General features: G+C 64.5%; 16 protein-coding genes. 10 read left to right on the top strand and 6 right to left on the bottom strand.

Features of this window, described 5'->3' with window-relative positions; genetic code table 11:
* Positions 1-58: 58 nt before the first annotated feature.
* Both EB815_RS17955 and EB815_RS17950 read right to left on the bottom strand, forming a co-directional pair.
* Positions 59-1,087, bottom strand: a complete 1,029-nt coding sequence (locus EB815_RS17955) for a LacI family DNA-binding transcriptional regulator (protein WP_065005355.1) — start codon at positions 1,085-1,087, stop codon at positions 59-61.
* A gap of 134 nt (positions 1,088-1,221) precedes the next feature.
* Complete coding sequence (locus tag EB815_RS17950) at positions 1,222-2,451, bottom strand: MFS transporter (RefSeq protein ID WP_056571826.1); 1,230 nt, start codon at positions 2,449-2,451, stop codon at positions 1,222-1,224.
* 178 nt (positions 2,452-2,629) lie between these two features.
* Between EB815_RS17950 and EB815_RS17945 the strand changes: the two genes are divergently transcribed.
* Positions 2,630-2,920 carry a DUF3175 domain-containing protein gene (locus EB815_RS17945; RefSeq protein WP_056571823.1) on the top strand — a complete coding sequence of 97 codons (291 nt, stop codon included), beginning with the start codon at positions 2,630-2,632 and terminating at the stop codon, positions 2,918-2,920.
* 109 nt (positions 2,921-3,029) lie between these two features.
* Here EB815_RS17945 and EB815_RS17940 read toward each other — a convergent pair whose 3' ends face one another.
* The gene (locus EB815_RS17940) at positions 3,030-3,806 is read right to left on the bottom strand and encodes a FadR/GntR family transcriptional regulator (protein ID WP_056572158.1); all 777 of its coding nucleotides are present in this window, start codon (positions 3,804-3,806) and stop codon (positions 3,030-3,032) included.
* A 102-nt stretch (positions 3,807-3,908) separates the two neighbouring features.
* Positions 3,909-4,805 (bottom strand): NAD-dependent epimerase/dehydratase family protein, encoded by an 897-nt coding sequence (locus EB815_RS17935; protein ID WP_056572156.1) that lies wholly within the window; start codon positions 4,803-4,805, stop codon positions 3,909-3,911.
* A 119-nt stretch (positions 4,806-4,924) separates the two neighbouring features.
* On the opposite strand from EB815_RS17935, the gene EB815_RS17930 reads away from it, so the two are divergent.
* The gene (locus tag EB815_RS17930; RefSeq protein WP_056571819.1) at positions 4,925-5,863 is read left to right on the top strand and encodes an NAD(P)-dependent oxidoreductase; all 939 of its coding nucleotides are present in this window, start codon (positions 4,925-4,927) and stop codon (positions 5,861-5,863) included.
* Between the two features lie 20 nt (positions 5,864-5,883).
* Here the strand turns inward: EB815_RS17930 and EB815_RS17925 are convergent, their stop codons facing one another.
* Both EB815_RS17925 and EB815_RS17920 read right to left on the bottom strand, forming a co-directional pair.
* Positions 5,884-6,666: a FadR/GntR family transcriptional regulator gene (locus tag EB815_RS17925; RefSeq protein ID WP_056571817.1), complete on the bottom strand. Its 783-nt coding sequence runs from the start codon at positions 6,664-6,666 to the stop codon at positions 5,884-5,886.
* A 181-nt stretch (positions 6,667-6,847) separates the two neighbouring features.
* Complete coding sequence (locus EB815_RS17920) at positions 6,848-7,837, bottom strand: sugar-binding protein (RefSeq protein WP_056571814.1); 990 nt, start codon at positions 7,835-7,837, stop codon at positions 6,848-6,850.
* A gap of 451 nt (positions 7,838-8,288) precedes the next feature.
* Between EB815_RS17920 and EB815_RS17915 the strand changes: the two genes are divergently transcribed.
* The 8 genes from EB815_RS17915 (at position 8,289) to EB815_RS33980 (ending at position 15,406) form a co-directional block, all read left to right on the top strand.
* Positions 8,289-9,032, top strand: a complete 744-nt coding sequence (locus tag EB815_RS17915; protein WP_056571811.1) for an ATP-binding cassette domain-containing protein — start codon at positions 8,289-8,291, stop codon at positions 9,030-9,032.
* A 61-nt stretch (positions 9,033-9,093) separates the two neighbouring features.
* The gene (locus tag EB815_RS17910) at positions 9,094-10,092 is read left to right on the top strand and encodes an ABC transporter permease (protein ID WP_056571808.1); all 999 of its coding nucleotides are present in this window, start codon (positions 9,094-9,096) and stop codon (positions 10,090-10,092) included.
* A gap of 177 nt (positions 10,093-10,269) precedes the next feature.
* Positions 10,270-11,097, top strand: coding sequence for an AraC family transcriptional regulator (locus EB815_RS17905; protein WP_056571805.1), 828 nt, complete (start codon positions 10,270-10,272; stop codon positions 11,095-11,097).
* 114 nt (positions 11,098-11,211) lie between these two features.
* Complete coding sequence (locus EB815_RS17900; protein ID WP_056571803.1) at positions 11,212-11,655, top strand: SRPBCC family protein; 444 nt, start codon at positions 11,212-11,214, stop codon at positions 11,653-11,655.
* Between the two features lie 25 nt (positions 11,656-11,680).
* Complete coding sequence (locus tag EB815_RS17895) at positions 11,681-12,475, top strand: FAD binding domain-containing protein (protein ID WP_065005354.1); 795 nt, start codon at positions 11,681-11,683, stop codon at positions 12,473-12,475.
* Between the two features lie 61 nt (positions 12,476-12,536).
* A complete protein-coding gene (locus EB815_RS17890; RefSeq protein WP_065005353.1) occupies positions 12,537-13,019 on the top strand; it encodes a (2Fe-2S)-binding protein in 483 nt (160 codons plus the stop codon).
* Positions 13,020-13,032: 13 nt separating this feature from the next.
* Positions 13,033-14,400 carry a xanthine dehydrogenase family protein molybdopterin-binding subunit gene (locus EB815_RS33985; protein ID WP_065005352.1) on the top strand — a complete coding sequence of 456 codons (1,368 nt, stop codon included), beginning with the start codon at positions 13,033-13,035 and terminating at the stop codon, positions 14,398-14,400.
* A gap of 1 nt (position 14,401) precedes the next feature.
* The gene (locus tag EB815_RS33980; protein WP_023779827.1) at positions 14,402-15,406 is read left to right on the top strand and encodes a xanthine dehydrogenase family protein molybdopterin-binding subunit; all 1,005 of its coding nucleotides are present in this window, start codon (positions 14,402-14,404) and stop codon (positions 15,404-15,406) included.

The following is a 15,406-nucleotide window of genomic DNA, read 5'->3' as shown; positions in this document are numbered from 1 at the left end:
GGTAGCGCTACCATGATGTTGTGTAAAGCGCCATTTGCGGTCGTTCTCGAAAGTGTGTTCAGCGGGCCGTGCTCTCGCGGCGCTTGAGCTCGAAGCCGAGGTTGACGATGCGTTGCTCCGGCCGGTCGCCGGCGATCGCGGCCAGCGCCATGGCCACCGCGCGCCTGCCGATTTCGTAGCGATGGGTGCGGATGCTGGTGATCGAGGGAAAGGCCACCTGCATCATATCGAGATCGTTGAAGCCGACGATGCCTATCGTCTTCGGCACATCGATCGCGGCGCGATGGCATTCGAACAGCACGCCGAGCGCGATATCGTCATTGTTGCAGAACACGCCGTCGAGCGTCGGCATCTTGGCCAGGGCATCGCGAAACATTTCGCGGCCGAGCGATACGCTGGACAGCACCGGCGTGGTGGTGATCAGGCGCGGGTCGAACAGGCCGGCCTTCTCCATCGCGGCGCGATAACCGGCCAGGCGCCGCTGCGAGCGCGGATCCATGCGCGCGCCGATGAAGCCGATGCGGCGATAACCCACCTCGATCAGGTGCTCGGTCGCCGTCCTGCCGCCGTCGAGATGCGAGAAGCCGACCATCATGTCGACGGGGTCCGGCCCGGTCTCCATCACTTGCACCACCGGGCAACCGGCATTTTCCAGCAGTTTTCGCGAGGTTGGCGTCTGGTCGATGCCGGCCACGATCAGTGCCGCCGGCCGCTGCGAGCCGAACACCTGCAGGAGCCGCTCCTCCTCCAGTCCCGAATAATGCGTGTTGCCCATTTGGATGCGGAACGGGCTGTCCGATAGGCTGTCATAGATGCCGCGCACCACCTCGGCGAAGACGTTGTTGGTGAGCGAGGGCACCAGCACGCCGAACACTTCGGCGCGCGCCGAGGCCAGAGCCCGCGCATTGGGGTCCGGCACATAGCCAAGCTCGTCGACGGCGGCCTGGATCTGGCGGCGCAAATCCAGGCTGACACGCTCTGGCTCGCGCAGCGCGCGCGACACCGTGATGGCGCCGACGCCGGCCTTGCGCGCGACATCCGATATGGTCGGGCGGCCTCCGCCCCGGCGCGAGCGTGGCTTGATCATGGCCACGGCCCATGCGCGCCATCACCGGAACGCGCCCGCAACATGATCATCTGAGCTGTCGCCATTTCACCGGCCTTACCGCACCCTTCGGCTCTGGGGTCGCGCAGTGCCCGCCTGTTGTCAAGCCGAGGTGCTCAGGCCGCTATGGCGGTCCTTTGCCTTGCCTTCCACATGAACAGCCCGATCGCCACTATGTTCAGCAGATTCCACGCGATGCCGTTGAGGAAGGCGGCGGCGTAGGAACCGGTCAGGTCGTAGATCCAACCCGACATCCAGCCGCCGATCGCCATGCCGAAGATCGTCGCCATCATGACGATGCCGATACGCTGGCCGGCCTCCTTGGCGGGCAGGTACTCGCGCACGATGATCGCATAGCAAGGCACGATGCCGCCTTGCGACAGGCCGAACACCAGCGACACGACATAGAGCGAGGCGAGCCCGTCGAACGGAATGTAGAACAGCAGCGACAGGCACTGCAGCACCGAACCGATCAGCAGGGTTTTCGCACCGCCGATGCGATCGGCGATGAAGCCTGAGGCAAGCCGGCTGACGACGCCCGCCGCCATCATGATCGACAGCATGTCGGCGCCATGCGCCATGCCGTAGCCAAGATCCATGCAATAGGCGACGATGTGCACCTGTGGCATCGACATCGCCACGCAACAGCCGAGGCCGGCAACAACCAGCAGCGTCTGCAGCGCCGCCGGCGACATGGGAATCGGCTGCACCGGCCGGCTCCCGGGCGAGCCGGCGGCGGCCGCGTCAGGAGCACCGCGTCGCAGCAACAGCACCAGGGGCACCATGGTGACAAGGCAGAAGACACCGATCGCCGCGTAGGTGAAGCGCCAGCCTTCCGCCTTGATCAGCGTCGGCATGATGGTTGGCCAGAGCGCGCCGGCGAGATAGTTGCCGGCCGCAGCCGCTGTCACAGCGACGCCGCGCCGGCGGTTGAACCAGTGCGAGATGTCGGCGATCAGCGGCCCGAAGATCACCGACGTGCCGACACCGATCAGCACCCCCTGGGCAAGGGTGAATTGCAGGATCGAGGTCGAAAACGCGGCGAGCAGCAGGCCAGCGGAGAGCGCCACGGAAGAGAACAGCGCCGGGATCCAATAGCCCATGCGATCGATGGCGCGGCCGACCAGGACATTGCCGGCGGCAAAGCCAATCATGGTCGCGGTGTAGGGCATCGAAGCATCTGCACGGTCGACGCCGAACTCGGCCTGCACGGCGGGCAGCACCACGACCACCGCCCACATGCCGACAGCGCCGATCGTCGCCAGCAGCATCGAGATGGCCAGCCGCATCCACGCGTAGGAACTGTCGATGCCGGGACTGGGCCGGTTCAAGTCGGTTCGGGTCAAAGGCGTTTCCTGTCGGCGGTCTCGAAATCGGCTGCCGTTTTGGCCACTATCGGCACATTCCCAGCCCACAGCAGCGCCACGGCGGGCAAATCCGTGGCTCCAGAGCGGGCACGAAGGCGGGAACCGAGGCCAATGTCTGGAGTTTTCCGATCAGCGAACCCGCAAAGGAGTCCCAGCCATGACCACCGCCAGGAAGAAATGGTCGGCCGAGGTGACCGAGCACAGCGACGCGATGGATCTTGAGGATCACGTCTTCGAATCCGACGACGCCAAAAAGATCGCCGCCTCGCTCAAGCGGTCGGCCGAGCACAGCCATCGCCGCAAGGCCGAACCCTTCCAGTCAGCCATGTCGATGCTGAATTTTTACATCAACCGCGCCGGCAAGAACCTGCCGGCCGCGCGCAGACAAGTGCTTGAGCACGCCAAGGACGAACTGCGCCTGGCCTTCGGCCGCGAGAAGGAAGACTAGCGCCGGCCCATGTTGAGATTCAGGTCAGGCCGAGCCGATGGCTTTTTGAGAACCGGAGCGGGCCATAAAGTGCCGTGCGCAGGGCCGGATCGCCTGAAGCTCAGCATCCCTAGCGCGACTTGATCACGTGGTCGGTGTTGGCCAGCAGCTTGCGAACCGCGGCGCGCGCCGCGTCCGGACGTTGCAGCCGGATGTTCTTCTCGATCGCCTCATGCAGCTTTTGCACGTGGTTGAGATCATCGACTTCCCGGGTGGTGAAGGTGAACAGGTGATCGAAGGCGGATTCGATCAGCACGCCGAGCGGCACCAGAAGATCGTTGCCGGAGGCGCGCAAAATGGCAAGGTGGAATCGTGTGTCGGCGCGGGTGCGCTCCTGCAGGCTCGCGGCCTCCCCCATCTCGCGGCAGGCCTGGCTGATCTCGGCCATCTGTTCGTCGGTCCGCCGCATCGCCGCGAAAGCGGTCGCTTCGGGCTCGATGATGTGGCGGAACTCCTGCACAGTCTTCAGGAACACCTCGCGGTCCGGCGACGTCGCGTACCAGGCGAGCACATCGCGGTCGAGCAGGTTCCAGCGTTCTTTCGGCTCCACCCAGCTGCCGATCTTGGGGCGGGAGGCAAGCAGGCTCTTGGCCATCAGCATCTTGATCGCCTCGCGCACCGCCGAGCGGCTGACGCTGAAGGTCTCCGACCATTTGGCTTCGTTGGGCAGGATGGTGCCGGGCGGATAGTCGCCGCGCACGATCCGCAGACCGATCTCGCTGGCCAGCGACGTGTGCACGCTGGCGCCGGGAATACGTGCCGCGTCGGGCCGTCGAACACCGGTCGAGCGCTCGACGGCGGCCGCCTTGTCCGGCGATTTTTCCTTGTTCGGCTTCGCGTCCCGCATACGCTTCAGAAAGGCCGGTTTGCGGAAGCTGTCAAGCACCACGGAACGGTTGCGCCGCAAAGCGCCCCGCTATGCACAGCCCAACCGCATTTGCCCGCTCGCTCAGGCCGTTTTGACGTATTTGCGCCAGCTGTGTTCCGGGCGGAAGCCGAGCATGTCGCGCGCCTTGCGGTTCGACAGCAGCGTCTCGTATTCACCGAGTTCGGCCTTGACCGGCACGCCCGGATAGAAGCGCTTCAAGAGTTCCGCCGTCGGCAGGTCGGACGAAGTATCGTCGTTGGCCGCGTTGAACACCTGGTAGCCGAGGCCGTCCTTCTCGATGGCGCGTAGCGTGATCTGGCCGAGATCGCGCGCGTCAACATAGCTCCAGGCAATGCGCTTGCGAAAACCGGGGTCGGCGAACCATTTCGGAAACAGCGAATATTCGTGCGGCTCGATGACATTGCCGATGCGCAAGGCATAGATGTCGGTGCCGTTGCGTTGCGCGAAGGCCCGCGCGGTCTTCTCGTTGACGACCTTCGACAGCGCGTAGCTGTCCATCGGATCGACATCATACGCCTCGTCGAGCGGGAAATATCTGGGATCGCGCGGCTCGTTGGCGAACACCAGGCCATAGGTTGTCTCCGAGGACGCGATGATGACCTTGCGGATGCCGAGCTTCACCGCCGCCTCGATGACATTGTAGGTGCCCATCGCATTGATGCGGAACACCTCGTTGTCGGGCGTGATCATGATGCGCGGGATGGCGGCGAAATGCACCACCGCATCCACCGGCTGCGGGCGCAGCGACGGATCGAATTCGTGCAGGCCCATATAGCTCGACAGTGCGTTGAACACCTGCCCGCTGTCGGTGATGTCGGTGATCAGCGTACGCACCTTGGGATTGTCGAGCGGCTTGGTGTCGATGTTGAGCACCTGGCAGCCGTGCTCGACAAGATATTGCACGACATGGCGCCCAGCCTTGCCGCTGCCGCCGGTGAACATGATCCGCTTCGTCATTCTGGTCTCCATGACAGGCTCTGGAATTCCCGTCTATTGTCAGACAATATTGCATTCCGCAACCACATAGGGCTAAAACGGCGGCGCAATTATCGATAATCCTGGATAGGACAGACGACATGAACACCTCCGCCGCGCGCGAGACGATCGGCTTCATCGGCCTTGGCCTGATGGGGCACGGCATTGCCAAGAACATCGTCGACAAGGGCTATCCCCTGACATTCCTTGGCCGCAAGAACCGCAAGCCGGCGGAGGACCTCCTTGGCCGAGGCGCCAGGGAAGCATCGACCTCGCGCGATGTCGCGGCGGCATCTGACATTGTCTTCATCTGCGTCACCGGGTCGCGCGAAGTGGAAGCCATCATCCGCGGCCCCGATGGCCTCAAGGAAGGCTTGAAGAAAGGTTCGGTCGTCGTCGACTGCTCGACCTCGGACCCGGTCTCGACCGTCGCGCTCGCGGCCGAACTCAACGCGCTTGGCATCGACTATGTCGACGCGCCATTGAGCCGCACGCCGAAGGAGGCCTGGGAAGGCACGCTCGATGCCATGGTCGGCGCGCCGGACGCCGTCTTTGCCAGGGTGAAACCGGTGATCGAGACCTGGGCCGGCCGCATCGTCCACATCGGCGACACCGGCGACGGCCACCGCATGAAGCTGCTCAACAACTTCATCTCGCTGGGCTATGCCGCCATCTATTCCGAAGCACTGGCCCTGGCTCAAAAGGTCGGCATCTCGCCGCCGCGTTTCGACAGCGTCATCCGTAACGGCCGCATGGATTGCGGCTTCTACCAGACCTTCATGCGCTGGACGCTGGAAGGCGACCGCGACGCCCACAAATTCACCATCGCCAACGCCTTCAAGGACCTGACCTATCTGGAGTCCATGGCGGGTGCGGCCGGCATCGCCAACCCGCTCGGCAACGCCACCAAGAATTCCTTTGCCGGCGCCCATGCCACCGGTCCGGCCGAGCAGTTCGTACCGATGCTGGCGACCCATATCGCCAAGGTCAACGGCGTCGACCTGATGCCGATGAAGGATGGCAAGAAGCAGACGATTTGAGGTTCAAACGGCCGCACGGCTCACCGCCGCCTGCTTCCAATCCCTTCATCGGTGTCGGCGAGCAGCTTGTGTACGGCATTGCGGGCCGCCGCCGGCCGTTGCAGGCGGATGTTCTTCTCGATCGCCTCATGCAGTTTCTGCGCTCGCCGCTGGTCGCCGACCTGCCGCGTGGTGAAGACGAAGAGATGGTCGAGCGCGGACTCGATCAGCACGCCGAGCGGCACCAGAAGGTCATTGCCAGAGGCCCGCAGGATGGCGAGGTGAAAGCGTGTGTCGGCGCGGATGCGTTCCGGCAGGTTGGCCGCCTCGCCCATTTCGCGGCAGGCGAGGCTGATCTCGGCCATCTGCTCGTCGCTGCGCCGCATGGCGGCAAAGGCCGACGCTTCCGGTTCGATGATATGGCGGAACTCTTGCACGGTGCGCAGGAAGGCCTCGCGGTCGGGCGCGGTCGCGTACCAGGCAAGCACGTCGCGGTCGAGCAGGTTCCAGCGCTCCTTCGGCTCGACCCAGCTGCCGATCTTGGGGCGTGACGCCAAAAGGCTCTTGGCCATAAGCATCTTGATCGCCTCGCGCACCGCCGAGCGGCTGACATTGAAGGTTTCGGCCCATTTGGCCTCGTTGGGCAGGATGCTGCCGGGCGGATAATCGCCGCGCACGATCCGCAGACCGATCTCGCTGGCGAGCGAGGCATGAACACTGGATCCGGGAAAGTGCGCCGCGTCGGCCCTGCGCATGGCCGCCGGATCGCGGCTGGCTTTCGCCTTGGCCCGGCTGGCTTTTCTTTCTGCCTTCTCGTGCGGCATCCACGTTCCAGTAGGTCGGCTGCCTGTCGCCCGGATGGATCCGTATCTGCGTGGCGCGCCGATCCCGTTGCCGAAAATCCAAACCATGGACGCGACAAGGCCGGAGCCTGTTGCCCCTCGCCACGGCGTCTCGCTCAGGAATTGACGGGGCGCCCGTTGGCCGAGCGCCCCGGATCGAAAACTACTTTTGGATACAGGTGTCGACCGTATCCTTGGTGCATTCGTCGAGGCCGGTGAAGACCGGATCGGCGACCTTCTTGCCCGTGATCAGGTCGATCATCACCGACGGCGCCTTGTAGCCCATTTCAAACGGCCGCTGGCCGACCAGCGCGGTGACAAGGCCATCCCTGGCGATCGCCACCTCGTCGCCGATCGTGTCGGCGGCGCCGATGACAAAGTCGTTCTTGGCCAGCCGGTCCTTCAACGGTCCAACCAGGTCGCGATAAGGCTGCGGCGCGCCGAACAGCGGCCAGCCGCCCATGATGCCGAAAGCATCGAGCTTGGGGTTGGCGGCAAGGATATCGGTCATTGCCTGCACGCCCTTGGCACCGTCGTCATTGGTGAAGACCGGGCAGCCGGCGACTTCGGTCCAGCCGCCTTCACCGGCTAGTGCCGCAAGCCCTTCCTTGCCCGTCAGGGCGTCGCGCATGCCTTGCGCGCGGCGCAGGATGTTATCGGCTGCCGGGTTGCCCTCGATGGTGCAGATCGTGCCGCCATTCGGCTTGGCCTTCTTGATGTATTCGCCGATCTTCTTGCCCATCAGGTAGTTGTCGGTACCGAGATAGGTCTTGCGAAGGGCTGCGTCCTCCTTGGCCAGGTCGGCGTCGACAGTCATGATCGGGACCGTCGGATTGGCGGTCTTGAGCGTCTGCGCGATCAGCGGCGCGTTGGACGGCGAGATCGCCACCGCCGCCGTGTCAGGCTTGCTCAGTATATCCTGAAGGATCTGGGCCTCGCCGGCCTCGTCGGAAGTCGACGCCGGACCCGTGTAGAAGCATTCATATTCCGAGCTGGCGTTTTCCTTGTTCCATTTCTCGCAGCCCTGGTGGATGGCCTCGAAGAACGGATTGTCGAGACCTTTCACCACGATGACGAGCTGCTTCTTGGCCAAGGCCGGCCCGGCGCCCAACGCCATGGCGGCGACGGCGGCGAGCAAAACTGTTTTCCTCATATCAGTCCTCCCTTGAAAAACAGACGGACACGGCGTGCCCGCCACACAGATCGGCCCCAACGCGAGATGGCAGGGCGAATGCCCATGCCGCCTGGCAAGACCGATAAGCATTTCCAGATGCGACCGGACCGGCATTGCCGGCACGATCGATGATCTCCCGCCGACCCCGCCGTCGATCATGGCCCGGGACCGGCAAATCTTCCTCCGACCCTCAGCTAATAACGGCAAGCCGCCAACGTCAATTGCTATTTGTCCTACAAAACGGATTTTTCGGAACCGCCATCCACTATTCGTCTGACAAATGGTCTATTTCCTATTCATCGGACAATTGACGCCCGCACGGGCATTTGCGTAAATGACTGATATCGCTGTTTCCGGGAGGAGCTGGGAGAGCGACGCGAAAGCCGCCCCTGTCCCGGGGCATGCGGCAAGCACAGGGAGGCAAAGGCTGGTGGCGGTTCTCGAACTCACCAACATCTCGAAGCATTTCGGCGCCATCCAGGCGGTCAACGACGTGTCGCTGTCGATCGAGCCCGGCCAGGTCGTCGGCCTGATGGGCGATAACGGCGCCGGCAAGTCGACGCTGGTCAAGATGATCGCCGGCAATTTCCGGCCGAGCCATGGCGCGATGCGCATGGACGACAAGGAGCTGATCCTGCACAAGCCGGTCGAGGCGCGCCAGCACGGAATCGAGATCGTCCACCAGGACCTGGCGCTCTGCAACAATCTGACCGCGGCGGCGAACGTCTATCTCGGGCGCGAGTTGCGGCGCGGCGTCGGTCCGTTCCGCATTCTCGACTATGCGGCGATGTACAAGCGCGCCGGCCAGATCTTCGCCGAGCTCAAGTCCGAGACCCGGCCGCGCGACCTGGTCAAGCAGATGTCGGGTGGCCAACGCCAGGCGGTGGCCATCGCCCGCACCATGCTGTCGCAGGCCAAGATCGTGCTGATGGACGAACCGACGGCGGCGATCTCGGTCAGGCAGGTCGCCGAAGTGCTCAACCTGATCCGCAATCTGCGCAACCAGGGCATAGCGGTGGTGCTGATCAGCCACCGCATGCCCGACGTCTTCGACGTCGCCGATCGCGTCATCGTCATGCGGCGCGGCAGGAAGGTCGCCGACAAGACGATCGCATCGAGTTCGCCCGAGGAAGTAACCGGGCTGATCACTGGCGCCATCGAGCAGGCGGCATGAGGGCGCAAAACCCGTATTTCACCACGCTGGCGCGCATCGCCGCCGGCAGGAAAGGTCGATAATGGCAGTCACCCTTGACCAGACGATCGCGCAGAAGCAGCACACTTTCCTGTCGCGGATATTCTCCAGCCAGACGTTCTGGGTGGTGATCGCCGTCATCCTCGCCTGCATTTTCCTGTCGTTTGCCACCGACGCCTTCGCCACCTCGAAGAACCTCTACAACATCACCCGCAACGTCACCTTCGTCGCCATCGTCGCGCTCGGCATGACCTTCGTCATCATCACCGGCGGTATCGACCTGTCGGTCGGCTCGGTGCTGTGCCTGTCGTCGATGGTGCTGGCCGTCACCATGCATGCCGGCTATTCGATCGAAATCGGCATCCTGGCTTCGATCGCCACCGCGCTTGCCATCGGCGCCTTCAACGGGGTCATGATCGCCTATCTCGGATTCCCGCCCTTCGTGGTGACGCTCGGCATGCTGTCGATTGCCCGCAGCCTGGCCATGGTCGCCTCCAACAACACCGTCGTCTTCCAGTTCGGGCCGGACCACAACAAGCTGCTGGCGTTGGGCGGCGGCGCCTGGCTGTTCGGCATCGCCAATCCGGTGCTCTACATGATCCTGCTGGCGCTTATCACCGGCTTCGTCCTGCGCTGGACCAAGTTCGGCCGCCACATCTTCGCCATCGGCGGCAACGAGCACGCTGCAACGCTGACCGGCGTGCCGGTGCGCCAGATCAAGGTCGCCGTCTACATGATCTCGGCGCTGTCGGCCGGCATTGCCGGCATCATCCAGACCGGATGGCTGGGCGCCGTCACCACCAATCTCGGCACCGGCATGGAACTGCAGGTCATCGCGGCCACCGTCATCGGCGGCGCCAACCTGGCCGGCGGCGTCGGCACCGCCTTCGGCGCCATCGTCGGCGCCGCCCTCATCGAGGTGATCCGCAACAGCCTTGGCCTGCTCGGCATCAACGCCTTCTGGCAGGGCACCTTCATCGGCGGCGCCATCCTGCTGGCGGTGCTGTTCGACCGCATCCGCAACTTCCGCCGCAGCGATTGAGAGCCGCCGCCGTCGAAGCGCTATTCGTTCCGGTTCCTATCGCTCAGTCTGAAAATCGGCCGGGGCGACCCGCCATCGGCACCGGCCGCGAGCCGATGCCTTGACGGAAACCGGAAACCGGCCGCACAATCCCGGTGCAGGCGAAGGGAGGCCAGTCGCCTGCGGGAGGATATACCCATGACGGAAGCGATCAGGCTCTACTGGGGCCGGTTCGGACATGTTTCTATCCTGAATGTCGCAAGCGACTTCGTCACCCATGCCCATGTCGAGGCACACCTGATCATCTGGCTGGAAGGCACGGCCGGCGAAATGACGATCGGCCGCGAGACGGTCAGGCTGGGACCACACACCGCCGCCGGCATCAATTCGCTGCAGCCGCACAGCCACGTCCTGTCGCAGGATGGCAGGCCGGGCCTGTTCCTGGCCTTCTACATCGATCCCGACTGGGCGCGCAGGCGCCGCGACCTGCCCTCCTCCGCGCCATTGTTTGCCCAGGCGGCGATCACGCTGGAGCCCTGGCTGCATCAGGCCGCCGCAAGCCTGCTCGACCATCTGACCGACAATGAAAGCGTCGACGACGTCGCCAATTACGAGATCGAGCGCTTCATCGACAGCGTGCTCGATGCCGCCGACGCCTCGGCGCCGCAGGACACCCGCATCCGCATCAGCACGATGCAGGACTTCCGCGTCCGCAAGGCGATCCAGTTGATGAAGGCCAATGTCTGCGAACGCATCTCGTTCGATGACGTGGCGCGCAGCGTCGGGCTGTCGCGGCCGCATTTCTTTGCCTTGTTCAAGGAACAGACCAATCTGACGCCCAACGTCTACTGGAACACGCTGCGCATGGAAGAAGCGGTGCGCCAGCTGCAGTGGTCGCAGGAGCCGCTGATCTCTGTCGCCTGCAATCTCGGCTTCACCACGCAGGGCAATTTCTCGCGCTTCTTCCGCGACCATGTCGGCGTGCCGCCGACACTCTACCGTGAGGCGGCGCGGGCAACGGCCTGAGCTCCAGCCGCTTGTTTTTCAGACTCCTTGATACGCGCTCAAGACGCATTGATAAGCGTCACCCGGGTCAGCCCCCTACCCTTGCCGCAACGCTCATTCGCAAGGGAACATCATATGGCCAAGGTCACCATCTCCAGCGTCATCGACGCGCCGGTCGAAAAAGTCTGGGCGCGCATACGCGACTTCAACGACCTGCCGGGCTGGCACCCGCGCATGGTCGAAAGCCATATCGAGGATGGCAAGGACGCCGCCGCGATCGGCTGCGTGCGCAACTTCCAGCTCGCCAGCGGCGCGCGCATCCGTGAAAAACTGCTCGACTTCTCCGACGACAATTTCCTCGTCAGCTATTCCATCCTGGAAACGCCGCAGCCGCTCACCAACCACAAGGCGACGCTGCAGCTTCGGCGCGTCACCGATGGCGACCGCACCTATGCCGAGTGGACAGCCAGCTTCGACGCCGCCCCGGAGGATGCGGACAAGCTGGCCGAGGGCATGGGCGCCAATGTCTTCCAGGGCGGCTTCAACGCCCTGAAGAGCCACTTTGCCGGCCAGAGCTGAATCGGGCTGAGAACAGGAGTGTTCCATGGCGCTTGCCCTCCAGACATTCCCGACCGTGAAGGACGCCAATGCGGCGCTGAAGACGGCCGGTACCCGCTATCTCGGTGGCGGCACACTCGTGGTCCGCGCGGCCAATGAAGGCGATGTCTCGGTCTCCGGCCTTGTCAGGTCGACCGACCCGACCCTGTCGGCCATCACGGTCGCCGATGGCAAGATCCGCATCGGCGCCTCGGTGACCATGGCGGCGATCGCGCGACATCCGGAACTCGGCACGCTCGCCAAGGCCGCGCGCGCCGTCGGCGGCCCGGCGGTGCGCAACATGGCGAGCGTCGGCGGCAATCTGTTCGCGCCCGCGCCCTACGGCGATTTCACCGTCGCCTTGCTGGCGCTCGACGCCACGGTCGGCACCGATGACGGCGAATTGCCGATCGAGACCTTCCTGGCCGGGCGGGACGGCAGCCGCGCCATCGTCACGTCGGTCGGCTTCACGCTGCCGAAGGCCGACGGCTTCCGCTTCCTGAAAGTGTCGCGGATCAAGCCCAAGGGCGTCTCGGTGCTGAGCATCGCCATCGTTCTGGAGCGGGCCGCGGACGGCACCGTCTCTTCGGCACGGATCGCGCTCGGCTGCATGGCCGATCGGCCCGTGCGTGCCAAGGCGGCGGAAGAGGCGCTCGAGGGAAAGACGCTTGACCAGGAAGGCATCGCACTGGCGCTGGCCGCCGCCGCCGAAGGCACCACGCCCATCACCGATCCGATCGCCAGCGCCTGGTATCGCGCCGAAGTGCTGCCGGTCCATCTCGGCCGGCTGCTGCTGAGTTGAAATCACGAGTTGGGGGGCGCGCGTCTGTCCGATCCTTCGGGCGGACGCGCAAGGAGGAAACATGGCGAAGGTCCCGGTTCAATTCACGCTCAACGGCTCAGAAAAAGCCGAATTCATCGACAGTGGCACGACGCTGCTCAACGCCTTGCGCGACAAGATCGGCGACACTTCGCCGAAAGGCGGCTGCCACCAGGGCACCTGCGGCGCCTGCTCCGTCATCATCGACGGCGAGCTCCGGCTGTCTTGCCTGACCTTGGCTGAAACTTGCAACGGAACAGCCATCACCACGACATCGGGCCTCGCCGAGGGCGGCGTCCTGCATCCGCTGCAGCGCGCATTCCTCGACACGTTCGCCACGCAATGCGGCTTCTGCACGCCGGGCATGATCATGGCGGCCAAGGTGCTGCTCGACCACACGCCCAACCCCACCCGCGACGACGTGGTCGAGGCGCTGTCGGGCAACATCTGCCGCTGCACTGGCTACGAGCCGATCATCCAGGCGGTGCTGACGGCCGCGCGCTCCAATTCGCAGAACGCCGCCTGAGGGGATCAAGAGAATGGAACTGCGCAAGAACTACTTCGCCGATGTCCGCAAGGACGATCTGCATGAGATCGGCCAGCCCCGGCCCCGTTCGGATTCGCCCGGCCATGTCACCGGCAAGACAGCCTTTTTCGCCGACCGCAACTTTCCCGGCATGCTGCACCTGAAGATGGTGCGCAGCCCGCACCACCACGCCCGCATCCGCTCGATCGACACGTCCGAGGCTGAGAAACATCCAGGTGTGGTCAAGGTGCTGACCGCCAAGGACGTGCCGCACAATGTCTACACCATCCTGATCCTGATCCAGATCGGCCCCGAGGACGAGACCGTGCTGGCCGACGGCAAGGTGCGCTGGAAGGGCGAGGCCGTGGTTGCGGTGCTGGCCGAGACGGAGCGCGCCGCGCAGGAAGCCGCGGCGAAGGTCAAGGTCGACTATGACGTGCTGCCGGCCGTCTTCGACATGGAGGAAGCGCTGAAGCCCGGCGCGCCTTTGGTCAACGAATATCACGGCCAGAACTACTATCTCTATGACAGTGGCGAGTGCCGCAAGGTTCGCTTCGGCGATGTCGAGGCCGGCTTCGCCGGCGCCGACCACATCTTGGAACAGAGCTATCAGTCCTCGCCGATCGAGCATGCGCCGACCGAGACCACCGGCTGCGTGGTGGCGCCCGAGGGCAATGACCGCTTTACCTGCTACACCAACACGCAGGCAATGTTCTTCACCCTCGACAACACGTCGATCATCCTGCAGATGCCGGGCTCGAAGCTGCATTTCGTCGGCGGCACGGTCGGCGGCGGCTTTGGCGGCAAGGTCGACGTCATCGTCGAGCCGATCGCCATCCTCGGCGCCAAGCTGACCGGGCGACCGGTCTGTTTCATCTACAGCCGCGAGGAAGAGATGCAGATCTCGTCACCTCGCGCGGCCGAAAAGGTGGTCATCAAGGACGGCGTGATGAAGGACGGCCGCATCGTCGCGCGCAAGGTCACCGGCTACACCGACGCCGGCGCCTATTCGCGCCACTCGCCCTATGGCGCGCAGAAGGGTGCCGGCCACTATCCCGGTCCCTACACGATCCCGAACGTCTGGATCGACACCTACTGCGTCTACACCAACCGCACGCCGTCGTCGGCCATGCGCGGCTTCGGCGTCACCATCGGCGACTTCGCGCTGGAGGTGCAGATGGACAAGCTGGCGCGGCTGATCGGCATGGACCCGCTCGAATTCCGCTTCATCAACGCCTATCGCGACGGCGACATGAAGGCGCATCGCCAGCCGACGGAAGGGGCAGCGCTCATCGAGTGCATGCAGGAAGCCTCGCGCGCCGCCAACTGGCCGGTGGCGGAGAAATACATGGCGATGTCGTCCTACGTGAAAGGAGCTTGAGATGGCGATCAGGCGCGGACGCGGCGTCGCCGCGATCAACTATCCCACCGGCATGAATCTCGGCGGCGATCCGACTCAGGCGCTGGTCCACTCGACACCGACCGGCAATTTCATGGTGACGCTGTCCTCGGTCGACCTCGGCCAGGGCATGAAGCAGATCATGGCGCAGATCTGTGCCGAAACCATCGGCGTGCCGACCGACCGCGTCGTCGTCGACACCGCCGACACCGACACCGGCCCGCATTGCATGGGCACCTTCGCCTCGCGCGGCACGCATCGCGCCGGCAATGCCGTCATCCAGGCCGCCAAGGAAGCCCGCCAGGTGATGCTGGAAGTGGCGGCGGAAGAACTGGAGGTCAACGCTTCCGACCTCGAGACCGACGGCCAGGGCAACATACTGGTCAAGGGCGCGCCGCAGAAATCGATCTCGATCTTCGACGTCGCGCTGTCGGCACATTTCAAGCGCGGGCGCTCGATCTCGGGCCGCGGCATGTTCCTGATCCCGCGCTCCTATCCCGAGAAGGAAACCGGCGCGATGAAACCGTCGACCTGCTACGCGCATGCCTGCACGGTGGCAGAGGTCGAAGTCGACGACGAGACCGGCGAGGTCACCGTGCTGACGGTCAAGAACGTCTTCGAGATCGGCCGGGCGCTGAACCCGAAAATGGTCGAGCAGCAGCTGGTCGGCGGCTCCTGGATGGGCATCAGCCACGCGCTCTACGAGACGACAGAACCCTACTACCCCAACCGCGATCATGGCGGCACCGACTTCAACCAGTATCTGATGCCGGGGCCAGGCGACCTCGCCGAGACCGAGATCATCGTTCTGGAGCGGCCCTCGGCGGACGGGCCCTACGGCGCCAAGGGGCCGGGCGAAATGTGCGCCAATCCGCAGATACCGGCGGTCGCCAATGCCGTCTTCGACGCCGTCGGCGTGCGCATCGACACGCTGCCGATCACGCCGGAGCGCATCCTGCGCGCGCTCAAGGCGCAAGCGGCGAACTGA

This window comes from Mesorhizobium loti (assembly GCF_013170705.1).
Classification (GTDB): Bacteria; Pseudomonadota; Alphaproteobacteria; order Rhizobiales; family Rhizobiaceae; genus Mesorhizobium; species Mesorhizobium loti_D.
This window is presented reverse-complemented; position numbering and strand designations above follow the sequence as displayed.